This window comes from Haloferax sp. DFSO60, from assembly GCF_046557615.1.
In the GTDB taxonomy this organism is placed as follows: Archaea; Halobacteriota; Halobacteria; order Halobacteriales; family Haloferacaceae; genus Haloferax.
Genome location: NZ_JBKIII010000003.1, coordinates 264,062 through 290,516, shown reverse-complemented (window position 1 = coordinate 290,516; position 26,455 = coordinate 264,062). Strand labels below are relative to the sequence as shown.

General features: G+C 52.4%; 15 protein-coding genes. 8 read left to right on the top strand and 7 right to left on the bottom strand.

Annotated features, from left to right (window positions below; all coding sequences use genetic code 11):
- A partial coding sequence (locus ACK509_RS15815; RefSeq protein WP_410767520.1) for a TrmB family transcriptional regulator occupies positions 1 to 317 on the bottom strand: 317 nt, incomplete at its 3' end.
- A gap of 389 nt (positions 318 to 706) precedes the next feature.
- Here ACK509_RS15815 and ACK509_RS15810 point away from each other — a divergent pair.
- Positions 707 to 1,507: a TrmB family transcriptional regulator gene (locus tag ACK509_RS15810; RefSeq protein ID WP_410767519.1), complete on the top strand. Its 801-nt coding sequence runs from the start codon at positions 707 to 709 to the stop codon at positions 1,505 to 1,507.
- A 33-nt stretch (positions 1,508 to 1,540) separates the two neighbouring features.
- On the opposite strand, the gene ACK509_RS15805 is transcribed toward ACK509_RS15810, so the two are convergent.
- Positions 1,541 to 1,843 carry a HalOD1 output domain-containing protein gene (locus ACK509_RS15805; protein ID WP_410767518.1) on the bottom strand — a complete coding sequence of 101 codons (303 nt, stop codon included), beginning with the start codon at positions 1,841 to 1,843 and terminating at the stop codon, positions 1,541 to 1,543.
- A gap of 1,029 nt (positions 1,844 to 2,872) precedes the next feature.
- Between ACK509_RS15805 and ACK509_RS15800 the strand changes: the two genes are divergently transcribed.
- Positions 2,873 to 4,072, top strand: a complete 1,200-nt coding sequence (locus ACK509_RS15800; protein ID WP_410767527.1) for a tyrosine-type recombinase/integrase — start codon at positions 2,873 to 2,875, stop codon at positions 4,070 to 4,072.
- Between the two features lie 78 nt (positions 4,073 to 4,150).
- Here the strand turns inward: ACK509_RS15800 and ACK509_RS15795 are convergent, their stop codons facing one another.
- A complete protein-coding gene (locus ACK509_RS15795) occupies positions 4,151 to 4,504 on the bottom strand; it encodes a hypothetical protein (protein WP_410767517.1) in 354 nt (117 codons plus the stop codon).
- A gap of 189 nt (positions 4,505 to 4,693) precedes the next feature.
- On the opposite strand from ACK509_RS15795, the gene ACK509_RS15790 reads away from it, so the two are divergent.
- Positions 4,694 to 6,037, top strand: coding sequence for a DNA cytosine methyltransferase (locus tag ACK509_RS15790; RefSeq protein ID WP_410767516.1), 1,344 nt, complete (start codon positions 4,694 to 4,696; stop codon positions 6,035 to 6,037).
- A gap of 13 nt (positions 6,038 to 6,050) precedes the next feature.
- On the opposite strand, the gene ACK509_RS15785 is transcribed toward ACK509_RS15790, so the two are convergent.
- Positions 6,051 to 6,812, bottom strand: coding sequence for a CBS domain-containing protein (locus ACK509_RS15785; protein WP_410767515.1), 762 nt, complete (start codon positions 6,810 to 6,812; stop codon positions 6,051 to 6,053).
- 397 nt (positions 6,813 to 7,209) lie between these two features.
- Positions 7,210 to 10,152 carry a DEAD/DEAH box helicase gene (locus ACK509_RS15780; RefSeq protein WP_410767514.1) on the bottom strand — a complete coding sequence of 981 codons (2,943 nt, stop codon included), beginning with the start codon at positions 10,150 to 10,152 and terminating at the stop codon, positions 7,210 to 7,212.
- 132 nt (positions 10,153 to 10,284) lie between these two features.
- Between ACK509_RS15780 and ACK509_RS15775 the strand changes: the two genes are divergently transcribed.
- Positions 10,285 to 11,331: an HNH endonuclease gene (locus tag ACK509_RS15775; RefSeq protein WP_410767513.1), complete on the top strand. Its 1,047-nt coding sequence runs from the start codon at positions 10,285 to 10,287 to the stop codon at positions 11,329 to 11,331.
- Positions 11,332 to 11,372: 41 nt separating this feature from the next.
- Here ACK509_RS15775 and ACK509_RS15770 read toward each other — a convergent pair whose 3' ends face one another.
- Positions 11,373 to 15,641: an Eco57I restriction-modification methylase domain-containing protein gene (locus tag ACK509_RS15770; RefSeq protein WP_410767512.1), complete on the bottom strand. Its 4,269-nt coding sequence runs from the start codon at positions 15,639 to 15,641 to the stop codon at positions 11,373 to 11,375.
- A gap of 409 nt (positions 15,642 to 16,050) precedes the next feature.
- Here ACK509_RS15770 and ACK509_RS15765 point away from each other — a divergent pair, with 409 nt between their 5' ends.
- The 3 genes from ACK509_RS15765 to ACK509_RS15755 are packed head-to-tail and all read left to right on the top strand — an operon-like array spanning position 16,051 to position 22,809.
- Positions 16,051 to 19,887, top strand: coding sequence for a helicase-related protein (locus tag ACK509_RS15765; protein ID WP_410767511.1), 3,837 nt, complete (start codon positions 16,051 to 16,053; stop codon positions 19,885 to 19,887).
- 31 nt (positions 19,888 to 19,918) lie between these two features.
- The gene (locus ACK509_RS15760; protein ID WP_410767510.1) at positions 19,919 to 21,889 is read left to right on the top strand and encodes a hypothetical protein; all 1,971 of its coding nucleotides are present in this window, start codon (positions 19,919 to 19,921) and stop codon (positions 21,887 to 21,889) included.
- Complete coding sequence (locus ACK509_RS15755; RefSeq protein ID WP_410767509.1) at positions 21,889 to 22,809, top strand: phospholipase D-like domain-containing protein; 921 nt, start codon at positions 21,889 to 21,891, stop codon at positions 22,807 to 22,809. The genes ACK509_RS15760 and ACK509_RS15755 overlap by 1 nt, the downstream gene beginning before the upstream one ends.
- Here the strand turns inward: ACK509_RS15755 and ACK509_RS15750 are convergent.
- A complete protein-coding gene (locus tag ACK509_RS15750) occupies positions 22,798 to 23,739 on the bottom strand; it encodes a TIGR02391 family protein (RefSeq protein WP_410767508.1) in 942 nt (313 codons plus the stop codon). The two genes, ACK509_RS15755 and ACK509_RS15750, sit on opposite strands and share 12 nt — an antisense overlap.
- A 679-nt stretch (positions 23,740 to 24,418) precedes the next feature.
- Between ACK509_RS15750 and dcm the strand changes: the two genes are divergently transcribed.
- Complete coding sequence (gene dcm / locus ACK509_RS15745) at positions 24,419 to 26,344, top strand: DNA (cytosine-5-)-methyltransferase (RefSeq protein ID WP_410767507.1); 1,926 nt, start codon at positions 24,419 to 24,421, stop codon at positions 26,342 to 26,344.
- The last annotated feature ends 111 nt before the right edge of the window (positions 26,345 to 26,455 follow it).

Genomic DNA, 26,455 nt, shown 5'->3' with positions numbered 1-26,455 from the left:
CTGAGCGCCGTCTGGAGGAGTTCCGCGCGGTGTTCTAGCTCGTGTACGAATGTCCCACTCGCGGTTTCGGCGGAGATTGCCCAGAACTGCTTGGGCGACGATTGGAGGATATCGACGAGTCCCCGGTCGTGTAACTCGTCGATCGCGTCGTATACTCGAGTGCGTGGCACCTCAGACACTTGGCTGACATCTCTGGCGGTCCCCGTGCCGAGGCTAGCAAGCGCGACAAATGTCCGCGCGGCGTAAGCACTCAACCCGAACCGTTCGAGTTGCTCGATTGCGACGGACTGTGGGTCCTCGTCTGGATTGTTACTCATCGGTCAGGCGGATGTGGGTCATTGTGAGCCCAGCCACGGAGAGCGTCCGAGCGGAACGAAGCAGTGCGGTGGGTGGGACACAGAATTGGCCCGCGTGCCGATGAAGTGGTCGGGCTTCACACGCCATATATCTTTTGTGATTAAACGGGTGACAAGCTTATATCTCGATTATCTGTACTTCTATGGTGTGAGGTCCAGATTCCCCAGTTGTCACTATGATACTCACAATAATTTTATCGAACCCGTCTCTGGGGTGGATTCAGACGGTTATACTTCCCATCTCACGACTCATCCACATTCACCGTCATAAACTGAGTGACAATACCTATCCGTGTCGGGAGCAAACTAATTAGAGAATCACTGGGGAACCCCCCGTGAGGTTGGGACACATGACTACTACTGACAGTTTGGAGGACGCAATCGAAGTCCTCCAGCAACTTGGCTTGAAAGAATACGAGGCGCGATGTTTTGTCGGCCTGTCCCGTCTCCACACGGGAACAGCAAAGCAATTGAGTGAGATGACGGAGGTTCCCCGAACGCGGGTGTACGATGCGATTCGAGTGCTGGAAGCGCAAGGCCTGGTCGAGATCCAGCATTCGAGCCCCCAGCAGTTCCGGGCGGTTCCGCTCAACGAGGCGACCGAGACCTTACGCGACCAGTACGAAGACCGAGTCGATCGACTCCACAATGCGCTGGACACGGTCGAAATCATCGACGGAGACGACGAGAGACCCGTCCAGCAGGTGTGGGCGATGTCCGGGCGCGACGCGATCGAAAATCGGACGGACCAACTCATCGAGAAAGCATCCGAGGAGATTGTGCTGGTACTGGGCGATGAGTCACTGCTGACCGAGGATCTCGTTGCCAGACTCAACGATGTCGATAACGGGGTCGATCTTCTCATCGGCGCGCTGACGGAGTCGCTTCAAGACCAGATCCAAACGGCGGTGCCGGACGCCACGACGTTCATCTCTGGTCTAGAGTGGCTACACGGCGAGAACACTTCCGAAGACGAGACGGCAATCGGCCGACTCCTCCTGACTGACCGCTCGACGATCCTCGTGAGTTCTATCATGCCCGGCAGCAAAGAGGAACAAGCAATCTTCGGCGAAGGGTTCGGGAATGGTCTCGTCGTAATCTCCCGACGGCTCATGTCTCAAGGGTTGTTGACCGCTCGTGACCCAAAGTAGTGGTCTAGCGACGAGCGGCTACTGACCAATCCTTCAGCGGGAGCAACTGTCGGTGGGTTCTGGATCTCGTTCGTCGCAGAAACGGTCTTCGAGCAACTGAAGAGTGAGATACTCACCATTGTCAACCGTGATGTGACAATCGTTGTAAACGAACGAGAGGCGCCCACCTGTCCGAGGTGTTCCGTCGTACTGCGGGTCGAACAACGTATCTAACGCAGTCGGATCAACGACATCCGATAGCGGTCGGAGAGAACATGGTACACGACCTTCGATTGCGCTCACTGCACGCACAACGGCCGTGCTGACCAATTCGTCGCCCCCAATCTCGTACTCCACAATACTATGTGGTTCCGGACCACGAAAACCACTGATGTTTTTCACCCGTTTTATCAAAACAGAATTCAGAGGGTGGAAGGGGACTGGACGTGCGCAATCTACATTTCTGGTTGACTTGAGCTCTGAGTCCCACTCGGGACCGCAATTTACTGTTACTCGACCGCAGTACTACAGCTATCGCAAATCGTTACACTACTCGATTCGACGCGCTCATCAACTAAATCGATTTGACGAAATACTGGGTTCTCTACCTGAGAGTATTCGACTCCCATTTCTCGATTAAACCGAGTCCACTGAGATAAGCAAATAGAACGTCACCCTCACGGGTTTCGTGTATCTCGAAGGGGTCGTATATCTTCGTGTGGCACCGGAACTCGGGTTGTGAGTCCCGTCGACCGATACGATGGCACGAGTGGTACGGCTGCGAGGTGTACGATGGGTTCACGTACTCGACGGAGATTCTCGCCTTGAAAACGATATAGAGACTCCAGGGTTAGCGATGTATCAATCCCACAGTTTCGGAGTTTGGGTTTTGTTGCGTGTCTTATTTTCACCCTATTTGAATTTGATTAGGCTCCTGTCTCGCGTTCTTCGGATCAATCACGCTGAGAAAGCTTGGAAATATTTTCTAAGTGACATAAGTGCAAATCGACAGACTGCTCCTATTTCATCGTTGTAGTGCTTGAACAGAAGGCACGCAACACTTCCATCCGCCGAAGTTGTGCGAGGCCGGCACCGAATCAAATTCTGTATTGCGACATACGATATACGGGCGTTTGGCCTCTTACTGGCCCAATTATACTAATTGCGGTTGTGTACGACCCACTCCCGCATAAGCCAAAGTATTAACTCACTGTGAGAAAGTCGGTGAGTAATGAAAATCCCACATTCAGAATCACCCCAACACGCGGTGAATGGGTTACTCCCAGGTGAGAAGGCGTGAACCAGCAGTCCGACTCCCAGGGTTTGCAGGGCGAAGACGTGGCTTCAGGGAACGAGACGAAAGAAAAGCGCTACAAGTGGTCCCAGATGAGCCTCGACGAACTCGTCGACGTCTACTGGCAAGACATCGCACCGAAGCGCTATCGCGATGGATTCGACGAGGATCGCGACGTCCCGACCTACGAGTGGCTCACCGAACACGGATACAGTGGCATCGCGTACGCATTGCGCGAGCATCACGACCTGACGCCTAAGCAGTTCTTCGTTGACGTCGTCGGTCTCGAAGACGAGACGTCTGAAGAGTGGGAGTGGAACGTTGACCACGAGCCTACTGTCAACGCTCTAGAAGTGTACCTCAACTCGATACAAACTCGTGGTGGACGTGCAAAGAGTACCGTCGAGACCCACCGGACGAGATTGACGAAGTGGGTCCGGACGTATCGAGAACTGCACGAGACTGATGCGTTGCTCGAACCGCTGTCTGAGTTGGACCAGCAACCACGAGAGATAGAGCGGTGCCTCGCCGTCCTCGACGTCTTCGACGAGGAGCTATCGACCGATCGGTCGAAGCTCGAGTATCTGCACGTCGCGAGAGCTTGGTACGCGTTCGTCAAGCGCCGGAAGTATGCGAAGTACAATCCGCTCTCCGAGGCTGGTGAAGAGTTCGGTTGGGAAGCGGGTGAGCCAGACCCACAGGCGTTGTCTCCGTCGCAGGTTCGCCGCATCTACGGAGAGGTAGATTCTCCTGAAACGGAGTTGCTCGTCGTTGCGCTTGCTGGCTGGGGGTTACGACCCTCGGAGGTCGCTGCGTTGCACGTCGACCAAGTGGTCTTGGATGCTGAAGATCCTCATTTGTCGTTCGGTGATGGAGAGCGAAAGAACGGCCCGGGTGAGGTGACGTTATTGTACGGTGTGGACGTCGTCGCTGATCGGATTGATGCGCTCTCTGACCGTGAGACGTGGAATGGGTATCTGTTCCCGTCTCGGTCATCGTCGACGGGGCACGTGTCAGTCAGTACGATACGTCGTCGGTTCAAACAGCTTGCTGACACTGCTGGTGTTGTCGTCGATGGCGAGACACCAACTCCGAAGATGGGACGGCGGTTCTGGTACTCGGCGTATCAGGAAGCTGTTGGGGAGGTTCTAGAGGGATTGGAAGGGGTAGCTGAAGATCAGGGGAGTTCGTCAACCGAGGTTGTGCTTCGGAATTACTTGTCGAGGGATCAGGAGCGGAAAGCTCGGCGAAGGAGGATGTACAAGAAACTAGACGAGGCATTTGGTTCTTGAACATACATCCCAAACGTTCGGGTACCCATCGATTGCTGGGGTCTACCATTGAAATGCAAATTATACGTCAGAAAGGAGTTAAGAGAGTTGACTGATAAATTTGTCAACCATTTCCCGAGCCTCTCCGAGATCAGATGTTGAGTGAGAAAATTCCGCACTAATAAGTTCTGTGAACCCGGGTCGGTGGTAGTCGGGGCCAGCGGTTTCACTGGCCTCTACATGCCATTCGCTGTCGAAGTATTGGAGTGAAACGACTCTTATCGGCACATCGGTACCAACGAGCGGAACATCTTCTGAGTCCCAAGGGTATTCGTCATCCGACATCTCCCGAACCCACTGATAACTGTCTTTGTCAAACTTAGAACGTTCCCAGTGGTGTCCATCCTTCTCGATAGATTGGGGAGGGATATCCCGATCGTCTTCAGTCGACATAAGCAAAACACTGGTCGGGCCAATTAAATAATGTCGGTCAGTTAATTCGGTTCGGAAACGGCAATTTGAGCTAAAGATATCGCGGTGTCCAACAGATTGGGTGACTGCGCTCTCTGTCTCACCACCAATAGATCTGGAAGCGTCCTTAGTTCCGAACTGCTTTGGCGGTGTCTCATAATCTTACAAACAATGAAAGAGCGGCCATCTGCAATCGATTTGTTCTGTGGGGCAGGAGGGCTCTCACGGGGACTCCAGAATGCGGGCTTCGATGTCTACTGGGCGATTGACAGCGACACTGCTGCTGTGGAAGCCTATCGGCGAAACCACGGCAGTCATGTAGTCGAAGAGGACATCCGTGAAACTGACCCTGCACTAGACGGACCCGACATTGAACCGGGGATGCTTGACCTTGTGGCGGGCGGGCCACCATGTCCTTCCTTCTCTACTATTGGACGGGCAAAGCTTGGATCACTGGAAGACAGATCGGCCGAGGAAGACGATAGAAATGTACTCTACCGCGACTTCCTCCGATACGTCGACTACTTTGAGCCAGCAGCCTTCGTGATGGAAAACGTTACCGGTCTGCTCAGCGATACCGCAATCGTCGAATCAGACACGATTCAACAATCTCTACCGATAGACTCAGCGTCTGCTGGAGAACCAGTCGGCAAGGAAATTCCAGTCCCCGAGATCATCCTTGAAGAAATGAATACACTCGGATATCACGCTAACTGGGAAGTAGTCGATGCAGCTGACTACGGAGTTCCCCAACATCGAAAACGGGTATTCTTCATTGGGACACGCGAGGGCGATACACTACCAGACCTTCACCAGTTGAAAACACACCGTGAACCAAAGAACGAGACCGAACAAACCATGCAGGTCCGGAGCACCCCTGGGGCGTTTAAACAGTCTTCTCAAACTACGTTCGATACCGAACCAGCTGTTCCCCACTTCAATCGAGGTGATACAGTCAAACGACCGTATCTGACTGTTGCAGACGCAATTATGGATCTACCACCAGTTTCACCCGGCGGAGAGATGCCGCCACGAGAAGCGACGGAATACACCCTTCCTCCGGTTTCACCATACCAAGAATGGTTACGCGATATCCCGGAGGATGAAGACTGGGACGACCAGACGCTCCGCAATCACAGCTGTCGAGGTCATAATCATCTCGACCTTACAATTTACAAGCTGCTTGGGCACGGTGTCGGATGGAATATCGGAGATGTGAGCCAAGAGCTCCAGCCATACCGCGACGATGTCTTCCCAGACAAGTACAAGAAACAAAATCCCTCCAAGCCGTCATCAACCATTCTGGCGCATATTCAGAAGGACGGCCACATGTTTATCCACCCTACAGAAGCACGATCGCTGACTGTCCGAGAGGCCGCGCGGTTACAGTCATTTCGTGACTCGTACTGGTTCCCCGAGAGCCGTACAAGCGCGTATCGGCTCGTCGGCAACGCTGTGCCACCACGGTTGGCGCACGCTGTAGGCCATGCGATTAGAGAAGAAGTTCTTGAGTGATATCTCGGGGGCTCTACTGAGGACGCGGATTATCAGCGACAGCGGTGATGTATCCGTGGGCAAATTCGATTATGTCAAGATCCAGCTCGCTCCGGTCTTTTATACGGAAGTGGAAGAGACGATTGCGGTGTTCTCCAATACGGCTGACCAGCTGTCGGACGAAGTCCTGCTGCTCGTGAAAGAACTCATCGAACCCGTCGTCCCAGTTTTTCGAAAACAGGAACTCGTAGTGACTGAAGCTGCACTCATCGAGGCTCTCAACGAGACGTAGATGGCCAGAATCCGAAGAAAGGTCTCTCAACACCTTTGGAACCTCATCGCCGTACACATTCTGAATGATGCTACGGATGGCGTTCTCAATTCCTTCAATCAGCAGAAAGGGCTGGGTTGATTTCCTCCAGAACTCGCGGATGTCGTAGTCAGTGACGATTCTGTATCCGTCTGGGGAGTCCACGAGTACGTATGAGCGTTCGCCAAGAATGCTGAACAAAGTATTGAACTCATCATTGTGGTCGACTATCCGTGGCCTTTCGACTGCGAGTTCAGCTGTCCGGTTGCTCAGCCTCTTTGGTGAGTCGAACAGTTCGTCAGTTGCGAGCAGCGCTCTTGCAATCGACTGATACGATACAGCTCCGATGAGTTCACCACCACGGGTGATTCCAACCTGAGAGTACTGCTGTGCTAGCATCAGTTCGATCACATCACGTATGCTTGTCTCCGCAGTAACTGTCTCAAAAGGAGGGGCGTCGATCTCACCAACCGTATCAAACACCATAGGAGTACACATGAACCCCTTTCAGAAAATATCGACGGGTTCTCAGAAATCACGACAGAAACTGATTATTCAAGCAGTTTCTCAACACGCTCATACTCACTAGTTCCCAATATCAAACACAAATAGCATTCAATTATCATAATTTTATTTGTAAGTACAGCACTTGAACCTGTGGTGTGCATTATCATCTCTGAGTGACTGCGGGCGAACGAGAATCGGAAAACCATGCATTCTCGATGGAATCTATTCTAGGCCCAGCTACCGTTCTTGGTTACTCTCGACGCCATCAGCTCAGCTACCTGTGGACCGAAAAGTAACCGATTCAGAGCAGCACGCAGACGCCAGAGATCCCAGAAGCAATTATTTGTGGAAGGGATCTAGGGGTCTAGGGCGGTGTCTAACTCTCGAAGGCATCTATAACGACGGCCATGTTGATGAGCTCTGGTTCGTCAGGAATTACCTGTTCCTCCTCCTCAAGTTTCGCCAGCTCCGCATCACGCTCTTGTTTAAACTCCTTGAGCTGGCTCCGTGCCTTCGCGAGGACGATACGCATGTCTTCATCCGGCTGAGTGTCGCGTTCCTCGAAGCGCTCGATCCGGTCTTTGAGATCGTCGATCCGGTACTCAAAGTATTTCCGTGTGTGCTCGCGTCGAATGCGGGCCTCTCGCTGTCGTTCTTCTCCTGCTTCTGCTGCCAGATCCTCTATGACCTCCCACGCGACAGCCTCCGCCCGATCCACGAGCTCGTCAGAACACGCAGAAATCGCTTCGACGGCGGAATAGTCGTTGGCGGCGGAAGGCGGGAGACCACCAGTGATGTTGATGTCGCCGGTCTTCTCCACCCCGTCAGGTGTCACATAGACCTTGGCGAGTCGTTCGGTGACCGTCTCGCCAGTCCCCGAGAGGTATCCGACCCGGAAGTGACAGAGCAGTCCCGGTGTTTCCAAGTCTCTACCTCCAGTTAGAACGGCGGTCTGCCCCCCGACGGCATCACTTTCGAAACAGAACTGCATCATCGACCGGACGACCGGATGATCGAGAGCAATGAATTCGAGTGACTCGTCCTCAACTGCGTTCTTCCGGTCGAACGTCGCAGCATCGTACCGATCCATTACTTCGCCCCCCGAGATTGGGTCCGGAACGACGAGGTCGAATACGTCACCACCGTCCTCGGCGGGGCCGGACCGCACGTTGACAATCCGCCCACCGAACTCGTTGCACACAGTCCGGACGAGATATTCAACGTCCGCCTCGCTGATCGTGTCCTCTGCACTCTCGTCGATGATGTTGAGGATTTCCCGGTCCTCCTCACTCAGGTCGAACCGGTCGCGGATGAGCAGTTCTTCGTCGACGCGGCGAACTGCCTCCTCCTGGTCTTCGACAATCGCATCGAGGTCGGCAGCAATCGAATCCGCCCCATCCTTCTGCGTGATAGCGGTCATGATCTGCTCCTCGAGGTCGACGTTCTCCAGCACGAGCCCGAGGACATCCGAACTCATGCCCAATGTGTCCTCGATCTCGTCGAGTTTTCTCAGCAGAAGCTCGAGGATATCGCTCTCCCGCGTATCGTCGACGAACAGATTTCGGATCTCGACTGTGTGTTCCTGCCCGTAGCGGTGGAGCCGACCGATGCGCTGGTCGATTCGCGTCGGATTCCATGGGAGGTCATAGTTGACCATGATGTGCGCGAACTGGAGGTTCAGCCCTTCCCGGGCCGCGTCCGTCGCGAGCATGATGTTGGCCTCCTTTTCGAACTTCTTCAGCTGGCGCCTCCGCTCAGGTTGTGAGAGGTCGCCGTACACTTGGGAAACGTCGTGTTCGCTGAAAAGCCGGTCTCTGAGGTACTCCAGCGTGTCCGTGTACTCTGTGAAGATGAGTACCTTCTCGTCGGGGTCCTCGGCTAGGACGCCGTCGACGAACTCGCGTAGCTGTTCGGCCTTGGAGTCGACGTCGATCGTCCTCGCCTGATTGTAGAGGTCTCGGACGATTTGCCATTCCTGTTTGACCTTCTCCGGGTCATTAGATGCTGCCACACTCCCGAGCTCCTCCTCGACCTTTTCTCGTTGGGCGTCGGTCAGCATCTCGGGGTCCTGTCGATACTGCGGCAGGAGACTCTTAGTGAGCTGAGACAGGTCACCTAGGTCCGCACCACCAGCTTGGATGGACTCCATCCGGTTCTTGAGCGACTTCCTGATGGCGTGGATCGACGAGACGAGTCGCTTCTGATAGAGGACCATCGCGAAGCCCGCAGTGTCGTTGTCCTCCCTGTGGGCGAGGTTGTAATGCTCCGTGATGTACTCGGTGACGTTCTCGTAGAGCTCTCGCTCCTCGGGTGTGAACGTGACTGGTAGCGTCTCGATGTTCTTGTCTGGAAACATCTTCGAGCCGTCGGCCTCGTACATTTCGCTCTTCAGACGGCGGATCATCAGGTCCCGAAGACCCTCCTTATTGACGTCGTGTTCGTCACGGAACCGATAGGGGTCAATGAGAGAAACCATGAAGTAGAACTGATCCCGTTTGCCTTTGTGTGGAGTCCCGGTCAAGAAGAGGAGTCCATCGGAGTTCTGCGAAACTGCTTCGCCGACTCGGTACCGGTCAATCTTGTTGACGCCTCGCTTCCCCTCGCGGCGCGCTGTCAGGTGGTGGGCTTCGTCGACCACTGCAATGTCCCACTCTTCATCGAGGTTGTTGAGTGCCGCGAGCATATCGTCCTGCTTCGCGAAATCGATAGACGTGATGATGCGGTCGTCGTGCGTCCACACGTTTTTGTTGGGGTGAGCGCCGCGCTTCGCCTGGACGTAGTCTCGGTCGTAGATGACGTAGTTGCTGTCGAATTTTTCGCGGAGTTCCTCCTGCCACTGCGTCGTGAGTGGCGCAGGAGCAACGATCAGCACACGGTCGGCTTGCCCCCGAGCGGCGAGTTCTTCGATGACGATGGCCGCTTCGATGGTCTTGCCGAGCCCGACTTCGTCGCCAATCAGGTACCGGTGGTCATACGAGGTGAGAATCTCGTAGGCTGCCTTCACCTGGTGCGGTGCGATGTCAATCCGACTACTCTCCAGAGCAACGAACCGGTCTTGCCGGTGTGCGAGGTCGATCTCTGCGGCGCGCTGGCGGAGGTTGAACCGCTCGGGCTTGTCGAACTGACGCTTCGCGAGCAGTGAATCGCTTCCTTCGACTTTTTCGACTACTGCACTCGGTCGCTTTTCCTGTCCTGAATCTGTTAATATCGTCACTAAACACTGGCCACTGGGTCGGTGGTTCACCTTCGCCACCTCACCATCGCCACCCGCGAAGCTCACGCGGTCGCCGACATCGAATCCACAGTCGCAATCAGTCACTGCTCAAACTGGATGTGACACGCCCCCTTAATTTCTTCGCGAAGTCGGGTTCAACTCACCTCAGCAGACGTTCCACAGTGATGATTTGTCCACAAGTAGATATTTCACGTGCTGGGCTTTAAATAGAAGACAATGAGTCATGCGTTCAGAATCGGTCAAAGCTACCGTGATACTGGGAGCTACAGAAAGACCGAGGATCAATTTCTACGCTGGATCCGAGGCCCTCTAGATAGCGGTATCAAGAACGTCGGTGGGATTCGAGACCTCGGGACAATCCGTTCCGACACACCTGCCGCACTGGTTCTGGTCTCGAACGACAAAGGCGTCTCACAGCATGATGACCCGTGGGATGACACGCTCGCAGTCGATTCCGGATATATCAGCTACTGGGGAGACGCCAAGGAAGGTAATCCCTACGACGAGTCTGAGCAGAACGATAAAATCAAGCAAGCCTTCGACAGGAAGGCTTCAGGTCGGCGCGAGGAAGTTCCCCCAGTCCTCGTATTTAGAAAGCCACAATCCGGAGTCGTTGAATTCTGTGGTCTGTGTGTTCCCGCCCACCTCGAAATTCGTTCATACCAGGATGATTCAGGCACGCAGATTCCCAATTACCTCTTTCATTTCTCGATACTCAACACCCAGTCTGTTCCAGTCTCTTGGCTCCACAACCGTGCACGGACGAATAGTTCTGAAAACGCACCGGATGTCTGGAAACAGTGGGTGAGAACCGGAGACGTCAAGCAGTGGCCGACCGGGGAATTACTCGATTCTGTCGGAGGAACAATCCGACGCTACGAGCAACCAGAGGTCGTTGTGAGCGAGGCTTTCAGGGCTGAAACATTTGAGCGGTACGGCCAAGCGTGTACTCTGACTGGCATCCGAGAAGCGGCCCTGCTCGACTTGGCTCACGTGTTGCCCCGGAGCCAGCGGCCTGAACTCGCCGAGCATCCGGAGAACGTCTTCGTGCTGAACTCACTCCACCACCGGGCATTCGACGCACATCTCTTCACCATTGATAACGATCATAAGATCCGTACCAGTCCTTCGTTTGAGCCTGCCCATCCGTTCCTAAGGGAAACGATTGCTGAACGAGAAGATGAACAAATAGTATTCCCGCCTAGTGCCGAGATTCGATCCGAATTCTTGCAGGAACTGAACACAAGACTGTCGTGGCTATAGGCCGCTACCACGCTACAGTACATACCAAAGGCGACAGCTCGTTAGTCGCCAGCGACGGCATCCTCGACAATTTCGATTTCTTCATTGGTTAGATCGTATAGTTCGTAGACAATTTCATCGATCAGGGAATCGGTTTCCTCAATTTTCGCATCTATCTTGTCGGCTCGCTGTTTAGTTTGCACGTAGCTCGTCAATCCATCTTCGACGTCTGCAATACGAGGAAGTGTCAATTTCCGTAGTCGGTCGACCAAAGAGTTCGTTTTCGTTGCGGTCTCCCGAAACTCAGCAAATCCGCCAGCTTTGTCGACGGCTACTGGAACAAACGCCTTGATCAGATCGGCTTCCTGTGTCGTAATGTCAGTGATCCGCAGTGCTGGTTCGAGATCGGTTTCGGTGTATCCCCACCGGTCAGTCTCGTAGGCGTCTTCATCCTCGGGTTTATAACGAGCACTCAACAGGACCTCAACGGTGGTCTCGGACTCTCGGACCACGTTGGCCTCGCCAACCCGGAGGTTTGGCTTCTCCTCGGTCGTCTCTTGGAGGATCGAATCCGAAGAGCCACTTGTGGGTTGGGTCAGACCAATGTCGGCGAGGGTCTGGCCACCAGAATAAGAGCCGAGGTGATCTAGAAGGTTCAAATTAAGATTCCCTCTTTTCCTATTCAAATCAGACATTTTCGCGGATAGATTAGATAGTTTATCACTCTGGTCGCAGTGCTCTTCAAGAATTATTGGTAAGTTTTTGATTGTACCCTTCCCAAAGGAAAAGTAATTATTTTGGTATGGTATTGCCCTCTTTTTGAGATAGAAGGTTGTGATTTTACTATTTAATAGCGATTGAATATATCTTTCATCACCATCAATCACAATACCATTTCCACCAGCAGTACCACCACCAACAAAGAAATATTCGCCAGTATAGTCAAGTGCAAATGATGTGCGCTTTGCTAGAACCTGTGTTAATAACTTTTTATCTTGCATCCATTCTAATCGGCGTGGTTTCCACATCTCATACCAATACGAATAGCCAGCCCCTTCACTTTCTACGGCATCCATCAGATACTGTCTCGATTTTAATTCGCTTTTTACCTCTGGAATATTAAGATACTCCCAAGCTTTTTGATAACTTTGACTCAATTCTTCCTCTGAAAGCGGCCTACGGTCTGTTTTCCCATATTTTTCTGATTTATACGGATATAAAACAACATACTCGGCATCGCTTATTTCATATCGTCCAATATCTTTTCCTTTTAAGATAGGAAACAGAATTTCAGTCTCTATTAAATGCTCTTCACCAGTCAATTTAGATTTGACTAACGTTAGATCACCAGCGTTTGAGATCGGTTCCAGGATATAAACAGAATCTTTCCCAGAATTCACGCCTTGGAAGATTCTTTGTGTTACTTCTGTTAATTCTTTAGAGGATTCAATCCCCTCGATTTTATTAAGAATATCATACTCTATCTGCGAGCAGAAAATCCAATATTCACTATGCAACGTTTCATAAAATGAATTCTTTAGCTCTAGGCCACCAGATGAAAGAAGCTCTCTTGGTGATGAGTTTATATATTTGAAAGAATCTCCACTATTATCGCCAAGGATAAATATTCCAGTATATGTAGAAAGACCTGGGAAAATTTGACTATCTCCGAAGTCAACAACTTGACGGATATATCGTCCATCATTAAGATATGAACGTAATCCTTCGCCATAATCAGCTGTGAAAAATTTATTTGGCATTATATATGAGACATACCCATTTGTAGAGCACAAAGATAGCCCCCGTTCACAAAATACAACATAAATATCAAATTTCCCAGTTGAGGTTTGGTAGTATGAATTGAAATAATCTACTTGTGATTTTATATTTGAGCGTAAATTCTGGATATTTACATACGGAGGGTTCCCGATGACCGCATCGAACCCTGCCTCATCCAGTTTCTCGCCATCTTCGTTGAAGAACACCTCTGGATACTCTAATTCCCAGTGGAAGATGTCCTCCTCGTCAGCTAATGCTTGCGCTGATGTGAACCAACTTTTCTGTTGAATTGCAGCCCAAGCATCGACATCATCAATCGCACCCGCCATCTCCTGATAAACGCCCTTGGGCACGTCGACGCCGAACTGCTCGGCAGTATGAACGTTCGCAATCTCAAAGAGTCGACCGTAGAGTGGGTCGTCCTGAATTTCGTCATATAGCTCCTCCATTGATTTGATGTCCGCCAGTTCTTCGTTTTCAATCGACAGCAGGTCCTGCATTAGATCCATTACGTGACCCAAAGTCTGCTGGCGTGCTCGCGCAAATGACTGGCTCAGTGTCAATTGTCCGCTGCTTGACTCACTATCATCCGACAGCACGACCGTAATATCTGAGCCGACAAGCGAGTTACCAGTCTTCAGGTGGTGATCAAGGAACGCAAGTGGTTGCTTAGCAGCGAGCGTTCGCAACCACAGAGACACTTTGGCAAGTTCCGTCGCAAGCGGGTTCAGGTCGACACCATAGATGCATTTTTGGACAACTTGTCGACGTGCCCAGTTGATATCTCGGAGTTCGCCTTCCTCAGTCATTGGCTCGCTGATCGCTTCTTCATTCCCTTTCCGAGCTGCTTGCTGGTCTTGACGCTCTTGGGCGTCAATGATCTCACGTGCAAGGTAGTCAACTGCGTTAACCGGGAAATGCCCGCTACCCATTGCGGGATCTAGTATCTTGAGATCAAACACACGCTCTGCAAAGTCCTCCGCAAACTGCCCACCACCCTCTTTGTCGAACGGATCCTGTGCAAGGAGATCTTCTCGAATATCGTCGACGAGCGGACCAAGAGTCTCTTCGACGATGTATTCGACGATATATTCTGGTGTGTAGTACGATCCTGTGGCCTTCCGCTCCCCGTCATCTGTTTGGAGATATACCTCGTCCTCTTGTACAGCAACTTCCTCATCAGAATCTGCTGTTGTATACTCACCATTCTCAACTGCCAATGGTTTGTCAGCGATATCGAGTTTGTATTCCAGCAGCCCTTCGTATATCGACCCGAGATGCCGTTCGTCGAGTGAGGAGTAGTCGACGAAAACCTGGCCGTCACCCTCGTCGGCGTCACGTCGCGTCATTAGTTCGATTACCTCTGCGAGGTGAGCATCGTCTACCTCGTGCGTCGCGAGGAACTGGGCCTCCGCACTGTCGTCCGGGTCTGGATTAATTCGGAATAGACCACCGTTGTAGGCCGGGATGTAGAGTTGATCCTGCGGAATATCCTTCCCTTGGCTCCCTTGGTCGATGAGGACGAACAGTTCATCCAGTCGGTCCCAGAGGTGAGTTTGAAAGGTCTGATAGTGCTGCTGCGTCTGATCACGCTTGTCGGCGACCGTCTGCTTCAGCTCGTTCAGACTGTAGCTATTACTGTAAATGTCGTTGTCAGTAGGAAGGAGGTCGCGTCCCTCACTCTCTGCGTACAGGACGAAGATGAGACGGTACAGGTAGATGAGCGAACTGTCGTGAACCAGCGGCAGGTCGTCCTCACCGAGGTTGTCGTTCGTATCAAGGAATCCCTCCGCGAGAACGCGAATTGCCTCGTAGATGTTGTTTTGCAGGTCCTCACCGATTGCTTCCGCGAAGACGCTGGATTCGTCGTAGACGTTGTCGAGGAAACAATCGCCTGATCGGTCAAGCAGGAACGCCTGCTGTCGGAAGAAGAGATAGAAGTCTTTGAAATCCTCGATGCCACCGTCACCTTCGACGAACTTGAAGAGTTCCGGCAGGTTGATCTCGTAGTAGGAGTCCAGTCGGTGGCTCGTCGGTTCGTAGTAGAGCCGCCACTGCTCTCCGTTCGTCAGGACCGCCCACTGGGGTGGTGTCTCTTGGAGGTAGGCGTGGATCTGGTAGCTCGGGTTCTCGAAGTCGCGTTTCTCCTCACCACGGGTGTCGAGTTTCCGACCCCACCGTTTGGCGTCGGCGACAGCGATTGCTTCTTCGTAGAAGTCTTCCCGATCGAATGCGGCATCCGCCGCCTCCGAACTCGGGAAGAAGCCGTAGTCCGGTCGCCGGGCGTTCCGCATGACCGTCTCCTCGATTTCGAACGGAATCCCGAGTATGTCGAAGATGGGGCGGATGAAATTCCGCTCCAGCTGGGCTTCATTGTAGTCCGCGACGCGGTCCTGCTTGTCTTCCCAGAGATCGCGAATTTCGTCGTACGCCTCACGGACTTCGTCCTCGCCGGCTTCCTCCCAAGGCTCAGTCTGCCGGAGATGCTCGGTGAGGTAGTGGTTGGAGAAGAGGTCCCGGTTCGTGCGATAGGGGTGAGATTGCTGAGACATGTGTGCTGATATACTAGCGCCGGGGGGACGCTATCTGTGAATATTCAGACAGGGACACCACTGCCCTATAACAGTTAGTGAAAATGAGTGTCGGATTGATCTCGCCAAGTTTCTTTCGGCTGTGGTCTGCGTACAGCCGAACGGGAGATTGACAGTTGCCATTGTTCAAACTACGGGCGACCTCCGCTTTTGAGCTCCAGCCCCTCAGTCAATTTATATGCCGCTATTCTGAGAGAGGCGTCATCGGTCACACGCAACAGATCCAATTCCTATCTCCAGAGAGCCAGACTTAGTCGGAATTGTAGCTGTCGTTGGCGGCTTGGGGTTGTCCAATGTCCGTTCGAAGTTTAGCAGACAAAGAGAGGCAAAAAACTATGAGACAGCACGATTGACTTGAACCCAGTTATCGATGAGCCAACACAACCCGGTGGGTGGAAATCCGCCTGACTTTTCGTCTATTGAGTATGGTGACCGCGGGCGCATTGCCCAGCACCTACGCCAGACTGTATTAGATGAGATCACCGGGGCAAAGGGGGATCGAGTACACACTGACTTCCCACGTGATCGCTTCTTTGCTGGGACGCTAGCAGCGGAGTCCTTAGATCAGTTCGACGACTTTGACGATGATCTGCAGTCGAAAATGAAGCCCAGCGCACTTGGGGCCAACGTCAAACTCGACAACGTCACTCACGAGACGACGCTCAAGATCCGCCCTGAAGTAAGTGTCTGGGTTCGTGTCAATCCGACATTCGAAGAGTTGGCCGACCGCGACCAGTTCATTTCACTTGCCGATTCTGAAGACAGCTCATCCGAGACAGAAGACCTCCTCCCCGTATTCGAACGGCTTACGTTGGATATTGAGCCTATCGAGATTACCGGCGAACAGCTGATCAGCGGGTTCGAAACAGTACCATCTGAGGTACAGGCAGCAATCGATTCGAAATTTGAAGCTGCGTTCGAACAAGTGAAAACAGATGCCCATTCAAGTGACTTGGATCTCTATCTCGATGTTGAGGACGACGACGGGCTGCCCGGGTGGGCGATGGAATCTGAGGAGCAGTATCAGACATACCTCAATGAGCGCAGCGGGCCAATCGCATTCCCGGATTGGGAAGCCGACCTAAATCTAACAGTCATCGAGGAGTCAAACGGTCTGCACCTCGATGTTGAGTTCGAGAACACTGCACAGACCCTCAAAGAAGATAATCGCAACACCACACGAGACCCCACGCTCTTCGAAGCGAATCTAGAGCTGAAGATTGACGGCGCGGGTATCTTCGTCCCATTCACCTTCGACCCGCTCCCTGAGGACTTCCGATATAACCGCGATTTGTGGGGTCACGGACGCAATTGTACGATCATCGCACCCGAGATCGACACAGTAGTTGACGGGAAGCCTCCAGGAATGCGCACGCCACGGGAGGAGCCAAGCACGAGTCATCTTCGGACGACTGCGATTCCTGAACACCAGCAACTATCCTATGACTCGGCAACTCGTGGGCCAAAACCCAAGTTCGAAACGTTGTCGGACTTAGAGGACGGCGGCATACAACTGCTCAAAGACATCCACGAACAGATGCAGGCGTACGATTCGGGAACTTATCAAGACGCGCTTGATGACTATCGACAGCACGATGGATGGGACCAATCAGTCAACGAGCGTGGCGGCACCGACGAAGCAGACTTCCACGGAGATCGCGAGTCATTCCGTCGAGAAATGGCCCGCTTCAAGCGTGGAATCGAGTGTCTTGAAGAGTATCCCGACACAGCAGGGCGGGCATTCGAGTTGATGAATGAAACAATGCGCAAGATGCATCGCGGGTCGTTCGATAGCTGGCGCCTGTTCCAGTTGGTGTTCATCGTAATGCTCCTCCCGGACGTTGCCAGCCGGGAATACGACAACTTCACAGAAGCGACATGGCGTCAAGATTCATCTCCGGGGCCACACAACGAGAGCGACGCGGAAGATGCCTTGGATGTCGTCGATGTGCTGTGGTTCCCCACTGGCGGTGGGAAGACAGAGGCGTTCCTCGGGGTCGCTGTTTGGAGTGCGTTCTTCGATCGCTTCAGAGGCAAAGACTTCGGAGTAACTGCATGGACTCGATTCCCGCTGCGACTCCTGTCTATGCAGCAGTTGCAGCGTATGGCAGAAACGATGATGTACGCCGATCTCATCCGCCGTGATGAGCCATCGATTGCGTCGTCACCCGCACACGCGTTCAGTGTCGGGTTCATGGTCGGTAAACGGAACACTCCAAATCAGCTCACTGGCTATCGGAATGACAAGGCAGCCGAGCTGGCGCGTGATGATAAACGTCGGGAAGACCTCAAAGTCTTGCCCACGTGTCCTGTGTGTGGGTCAGAAACCCGGATGAAAGTCATCGAAGATAAGCATCGACTCGCTCACATGTGCACCGGTGGTGAGCTTAACTGTGAATGGCAACAGCGGGATCTCGACCTCGGGACGCCTTACCTCCCTGCAGAGCTTCCAGTCCACATTGTAGACAATGAGCTGTACCGGTACGCACCGACCATCCTTGCAGGGACCATTGACAAGGTCACTGCAGTGGGGTATCAGCGAAAGATGGCACATCTCATCTCGGGTGAGATGGAATACGAGTGCCCGACGCACGGCTTTGCCAGCTTAGGTGAGTGTACTGAGAAGTACGGCTGTGAAATCCCAAGAGACGAATTCGAAGACCTCGCGACACCGGTTGAGCCGTACGATCCGGCACCGTCTCTCGAAGTCCCCGACGAGCTTCATTTACTGAACGAATCGATGGGGAGCTTCGACGCCCACTATGAGACCGGTATCCACGAGCTCCAAGAGATGGCTGATGCAGGAAAAACTAAGATTATCGCTCCGACAGCGACCATCACCTCCTACGACGACCAAGTGTATCACTTGTTTGTCCGAGAGGCTGAGCGATTCCCAGCTCCGGGCCCATATCTTAGAGGGAGTTTCTATGCGGAGGAGTCACCAGAGTTGCAGCGCCAATACATCGGGATCACTCCGCACGGGAAAACGCACATCAACGCGATTATCGACCTGCTGTTCTACTATCACAAGGCAATCCAAGACTTGCTCGTCACAGCAGTCGAAGACCCAGACAGGCTTCTGAACGGAGATATCCTGATACCAGACTCAAACGCTGCAGAGGGTCCACTGGATGTTGACTCAGTGCCTGAGTTGCTCGATATGCTTGGGGACTACACCACGAGTCTCACGTATCTGCTTGCGAAGAAGGACGGCGATAGACTCGACCAAAGTATCAGACTGCAGCTGTCAGACTACTTCCACAAGCTTGACCGACCGGAGTTGAACCCTGATCGGATGACTGGTGGAACCCAATTCGACGAGGTCCAAGAGCGACTCGACAAGCTCGAAAACCCGTGGCATTCGGGGCGCGACCAAGATGTCGTCAGCAGTCTCGTCGACCAAGGAATCATTGAGGAAAAGAATGAACAAGAGCTCATTGAGCTACTCGACATTGTCGACGGCTGCTTGCATAACGGGCAGCCAACCAGTGTCTATCATGACGCCTTGGACAGGGCACCCGATGGAGTCGGTCAGGGATTGGCTTACCTTCTAGCAAGCCGCCTGAACTCAATCACTGCCACGAGTATGATCAGTCACGGGGTTGACGTTGACCGCTTCAACATGATGATCTTCTTCGGGATGCCCCGAGACACGTCAGAGTACATTCAGTCTAGTTCACGCGCTGGTCGGACCCATCCCGGCCTGATCTTCAACGTCTTTCATCCCATCCGGGAACGAGACCAGAGTCACTATCACTTCTTCGAGAAGTACCACCAGTTCTTAGACCGGCTCGTCGAGCCGGTCCCGATCAACCGGTGGGCAAAAAATAGTATCAGGCGCACGCACCCAGGACTGTTCATGGCGTTGCTGTTGAACCACTACATGTATGAAGACGACGTAGATCGACTGTTCTTCGGGAGCAATGCACGGGAGTTCGTCCAAAACTTAGACGACGAATCAGAGCTCTCTGAAGCGATTCATTGCATGTATGGTGGAGATGCAGCCCCTGAGGAGTTCGCCGATACCGCTGAGTCACTCACCAAAGAAGCGATCGCCGATATCCAACTCAACGATGACGAAAAATGGACGAGCAACCGCCTCGGGAACTCTGTCATGACGAGCCTGCGTGACATCGACGAAAAGCTGCGTATCCAATCGACGTACCGTTCGCGAGACGTATTCGATACCTTAGACAGGAGACGCTAGAATGTCAATGGAAAGAAGCCGCACACAAGTAATGTTTCAGTTCCTTCCAGGGAACACTTTCGACTACAGCGATGGCCGAGGAATTTGGAGGGTCAGCTATCTCGAAACCGACAGCATCGGTGGCGAGATAGACCGAGGGTATATTCTCAACAAAATCGAATACCGGGTCAGAAATTGGGACGGCGGTCAGATGGGCTTCAGTACATTCGACCCCGAACGGTACCATTTCGGCCGTCCCGATGATGTTCGTGCGGACCTATTCCCACTCACGTTCCGCTGTCAGCGGTGTGACCGCGCGCATCAGTACTATGATATCGACGATCTTGAAACGAAAAATTCGGGTCTCACCTGTGAACGTGGTGGTTGTGACGGGGAACTTCGCCAGTATCAATTCGTTAGTGTGCACAGGTGCGGCGAGATTCAGGGTCTGAATGTCCCTCGTTGTAGCAACGGGCACGGGCAGAAGTATATCAAACTCGATACCCAGGGAAGTCAGAAGTCTGGGAAATTCAAGTGGGTGTGTGCCATCTGTGGGTGGGACATTCCGGTCAAATTCCTGCAAAACTGCGACTGTGATTACGACGAAGAACACGCCAGCGATGACGAAGACGACGCTAGCGGTGGTATGTACACCACTGTTCATCGGGCAAGCAGCGTCTATTACCCACACTACCTAACCACAGTTAATCTCCGATCGGCAGGACTCGGAGAACTCAGAAGCACTCAAGAGGGCCTTCGAAAAGGAATCGCGGCGTACCTTGGCTTGGTCGCTGATGCAGAGATACCAGTTAGAAGCATTGATCTAAACGCCGAGACTGAACCAGATGAGATCTCTGAAGAGGAATTAGCGCACGTAATCGTTTCGGAGGATGACGTGAGTACGATGGCCGGAGCCCGCGAACATCTCCGAGAAGAGGGTGTATTGACAAGCACGACCCTCAATAGACGCCTCGATGAGATATTGGAATTAGAGGAAGCAGCAGATGAAAATGAGAATGAGGAAGAAAATCAGCTCGCAGATGCTGGCGACGAGCTCCTCCAGTACTCCCTGTCGAAGGAAGAACTCACCAGTCGGTCGTTAGACGAATTGGAAGAAATCGCCCGAGACCGTGGCTTCACTGCGAAGGCAAATCGGATCGAAACGTACCCGAACATCTTGACCAACGCTGGGATTGGTGATGTCAGGGTCATCGAGGACTTCCCGATTCAGACGTTCGTCTATGGCTACACTCGAGGGAGCCGTCAGGACGCCCAGATTCGACCATTCACGACGAACAACAGCGATGCCAATGACAGACCAATCTTCGTCGACACGGCCGAAAGTGAGGCCGTCCAGTTTGAACTTGACCCTGCACACATCCTCCTGTGGATCGCCGCCACTCATCCGGAGACGAGTGACCCAGCCGCTGTCGCCGGCGACGTGACGCTCCCTTCGGTAGACGTGTCCTCTCCAGGGGCCGTTCAGCACGCGAAAAGTGAGATAGATGAGATGGATGAAGAGGTCCAGCGAGCCTTCATTATTAATCACCTGACCGAGGTCGATGGATTCGGGAGGTTCAACACGGAGACAGAGAACTCTATGGCAGGTGAAATAACGGAAACGGTGTTTACGCTCATGCATACGATGAGCCACGTATTCCTCAAACAGGCCTCGACAATCAGCGGTTTCGACAGGACGAACTTGAGTGAGTATCTGTTCCCGCGCGCACTGTCGTTCGTGATCTACGCAAACAATCGGAATGACTTCAACATTGGTGGGATCACCACAATGGTCGAACAGCAGCTCGATACGCTCATCACGCAGGCGCAGTCAGTTGGCAATGATTGTGTGTATGACCCAGTCTGCTCGCGGCGCGGGGGTGCCTGCCTGTCGTGTCTTCACGTGAGCGAAATCAGCTGTTCATATTTCAACCAAGTTCTGGGTCGTCAGTATCTCTATGGGAGTCACCGGCACTCTGGTGAGGAGCGTCCCGGGTTCTGGGAACTTGCCGAGATGCTCTGATGGTCACAGACGAAAAGCTACGGTTGGAAGTCGCACTGTCGATCATCGAATTGATTGACAATTTCGATTCCGTCGAGGGGATGCTACTACAAGCGGCAGGCGCTGACCAAACAATCACGAATGGAGATGTCGAGGCTGTAGCCAAGCTTTCGCCATCGCGGGCCAAGGATTTGTTACGTCAGTTGAATCGTGCCGACGCCGTTCAACTATCGAAATCTGGGAATTCCTACACTGTTCAATCACGTCAAACTCGCAAACTTTTCACTGTGGTTCGACAAGCGGCATCGACGCTGGAAACACACCAGTCACGAACCCCATCAGCAACTGATGTGACGCCAGTAATAACCCTTCCAGATGACCCCGATTTTCGAGGCACATCGCCCCAGCTGTTCGGGATGAGCCATCTAATGCCAAGCCTCAGCAGGCTCATCAAGCAAGCAGAAGATAGGATTGTGCTGCTTTCGCCGTTTCTTGAAGCGGACGGCATCGAGCGACTACACCTCCCGCTGAAAAATGCCCTCAAACGGGGAGTCCAAGTGACAATAGTCACTAGATATCTTGCGGATGAGGAATCGTACAATTACTCAGTTCTTGCTAACCTGTGTGAAACTTTAGAGGAAGATGCCAACCCTAACGAGAAAATTCAGTTCGTGGATTACACTGTCTGGGATGGGGATGTCCCCGCCGACGAACAAGTCCAAGATGGAAGGGCACCCTCGTTTACATTCCACGCCAAGGTGCTACTCTCGGATGACTCCCGTGTCTACGTCGGCAGTGCAAATTTGACAGACTACGGGTTTGACCGCTATCTTGAGCTTGGAGTGATCTTAGAAGGGCCAACCGTCAGCTCATTCACCGACTTAATCGGGTATCTGTTGGACTCGGAGGCTGCGACAGTTGTTCGACCATCAGCCCTCTGAGGTGTCCATCTGTTCGACAAGGAGGTGCAAGAAGTCGTAAAGGAACAATACGTCGCGAGCATGACGTTTCGAGAAGGGCTTCAAATAGGTGTGGTCCACCGCATCAGGATCGTTATGAGTGAAGGGATTTCGAAGCGCGCCATTCGTGCTCTGAAACAGGTCCCTCACTTTCTCCTGCTTATTTTCGTCCTCAGAGGCCAGTAGGCTGGGGTCATCCGAGCTGAATAATTTTCCTAATAGATTTTCGAACCGCTCGTCGGGATTGGCATCAAATCTCGATCGGATCTCTTTTTCGAGTCCTTGGCCAGCTTGGGCGATCGCATCACCGTAGTCACCAGCATAGTACTGACTGACACATTTTGGACTTAGGCGATGATGTATCGGACCTGTGAACTCGCCCATGTGGTCAAGCGCACGGCGAGCCTCCGTTGGGTACTCACTACAACGAATCGCCATGTGTAAGAGAAAGTCCAGCTCATACAGGTGCTCGTGTGACGCTCCATCAGAACCTTCGATCACTTTCTTCGATGAAGGGATTAACGACTCACCAACTTCCGTGTCACCGTTCAATGGGATGACTAGTAGCCCCTCCTCGGAAATTTCGAACTGCAACCGTGAGATTTCTTGCTTTTCGCCTTCAGTGGTGAATTCCCCGTCGACAAATGAAGTCTCAAATGTATTCACCGCTAGGTCCTCAGCAACACACCAGTCACAGAGCATTTTGCTTAATTCATGAAGCTCAGAGGTATTCAGGAGCTCAACTTCGACTGTCGTAGCATCCTTCAGAGACTTATCGGAAGCCAGCCGCTCGGTATCCAACGTCAATGTCGTCTCATTTGCGTCGACAGCTACGTCCAGTGATGCAAATTCCCTCCCTTGGAACCCGTCGGTATCCCAAATCGATTGTTCAAATGAGTGAGAGAATTGCATCTGAAATCAGTAGCCTCAGTGGTGATTCTAATGTTACAGTCGGCGATAATATATTATTTGATTGTCCGCACAACGTTGTTCAAATAAAATGATTCCAACAGGCGGTCGTGGAGTCCGGTAGATCGCTCAGTTCAAGCTCGAAACCTCGGTTCGACCGAACGGGAGATTGACAGGTGCCATCAGTTCTAATTTAACATTCAAATTGCTTGACGTAACCCGGTCGCTGAATTGGAATGAGATTTTTCTTTCTCATCCACCGCCCGGAATCCCTCGAGAACGAGTAGCTAACTAGTTTTTTAAAATTCTGTCATTTCCCGTCACCAGGAGTTTTAAATCATTCCGCTGTGAAGAAAGGGACATGTCTGGGCCGACCACGTCCTGCGGTTCTTTTTCGACGACGGTAAATACCGCGTCGACCGCTGAACGTGAACTACATAAGCAACTTCTGCTAGACAACACTGACTTTCTCATTGACGTACTGACTGCGGAGCATGCTCAACGCCAACGTTTCCCGCCAGTTGGCTGTCCTCGCGCCACACCTGAAAAACTCGCACGTAACCGGTCTGGGAGTGTTGATCCATGCCGATACCATACTTTGCACCGAGATGGCGATCTATCTAACTCCGATGGTTGTCCATGTCAAGACCCGCTGATTGGTAGTGATGATCCTCTTGACGCCGTGGCAGCAGTCGTACTCGGAGGGGATGTAAATGCACCTTCTGAGAGGTTCTTCGAACGAACACCCCGACAAACGGTGTCACGCCTACGAGACAGGGGTGGCACATGGGAAGACATCGCAGCAATGGAACCAGTAGAGCTACGAGAGGCACTTGAAACGGCAACCCCTAACAAGGGGATCAGTGCACAACGAGTAGAACATATCTATTCACTTCTCGAGGCAGTCGAAGACACGCATTATACTGACGGTGTTACACTTCGAGAGTTCTCTAACGTTCAGTACTCGACATATGTTAAGTTCCTAACCACAGTTCCCGGGATCGAAGAGGGAGACGCGTGGTGGCTACTGCAAACGGCATTTGACAAACCCGTTTGGCCAGTTGATTCTTTAGTGGATTCTCTTCTGTGTTCACTCGGTCTACTCACCTCTGAAGACTCAGACGGCGCGTCACATCGCCACACAAAATTAGAAGACGAGCTCATCGACCGTCAGATTCCAACACTGTATCGAGCTCTGTCGACACACGCCGTCAGTTCCGGTTCTGGTACCTGTGGGGACGAATGCGAAGTTCGGAAGTTCCTGCTTAGTCACCGTCTTCAAGAGCAAAGCAAAGAGCGCGACGGGCCGACTGTAGTTGACCTGTTCGCAGGTGCCGGTGGTCTCTCGTGTGGCCTCTCTCGTGCAGGGTACAATATTCGATGGGCAATCGATATCGAACCAGACGCGGTTGCAACCTATCGATTGAACCATCCAGAGATACCTCATGAAAACGTTGTTTGTGGCGATGTTCGTGAGATCGATCTGCCGAGTAGAATCCAAGAAGTCGTTTCTGAACCAGATCTTGTCGTTGGAGGGCCACCTTGCCAGTCACTCTCCCAAGCGGGCTACCGTTCCCGTCGAGCAAACGATGACGATTACAGCGTCCTCGACGACGAACGGACGACTCTCTACACGAAGTACGTCGAGACAGTAGATGAACTCCGCCCGAAGGCTATCGTGATGGAGAATGTGGAGGGAATGATAAACGAGGTTGGTGAAACAGGTGTCTGTGTTATCGACTGGGTACTTGACGATCTCGAAGCACTCGGAGATGACGGTGTTGGGTACCAAGTCGATTTCCGCCTGCAAGATATGGCTGAACTCGGAGTCCCTCAAAAAAGAGAACGGGTTCTGCTTGTGGGTATTCGGAACGACTTGGTTGGCAGCGGAGACGAGGTTGAAAACCTTCTCGACGGGCTTTCGCGGACTGATTCCAGCTACTCAATTCATCAGGGTCTATCTGGTCTCCCACGGTTACGCAGAGATGAAGGGGGTCGAGTACTTGCCGAGACCGGACACGGTAGCAAGAGCAACTATGTGAAAGAAAATAGATTGGATGAAGGGACGCATCTCTCTTTCAATCATCAAGCTCGCGAACACCCCATGGAGAAAGATCGAATACTTTTCGATGAGGGTCTGGAACCCGGAGATACTGGATGGGACGTGAAATATGGTTCGGATGGGGAATACGCTGAGTACATTGAGTACGACGTAGGAACTGCTGAGAACCCGAGATTCAAGGACAAGTACCGGAAGCTCAAGTGGTCAGAGCCGTCCCCAACTATCGTAGCACACCTTGCAAAAGACGCGAACGCGTACATTCTCCCGGATTACTACGAACATGCAAGAAAAAATCCCGAGCGCGCTGACCCGAGGCGGAATCGTGGAATCACGCCACGTGAAGCTGCAAGGTTGCAATCCTTCCCGGATAGCTATATCTTCCTTGGACCATTCACCAGCTGGTTCAGACAGATTGGCAATGCAGTGCCACCAATTGCTGGCCAAATTTTGGGAGAGTCATTACTATCGTATATCACAGTGAATGAGGGTCAAAATTGTAATGCTGAAAATAGCGTTTCAACTGTTGGAACTGCAGCAGATGATTAATTATTGAATCCTACGTTTCATTCTTCTATTGGTGGACGGAGGTCTCTCCAACGAAAATCAGACTTGGAGCCATCAGAAAACTCAATCCGGTATAGATGGTTATCACGAGGG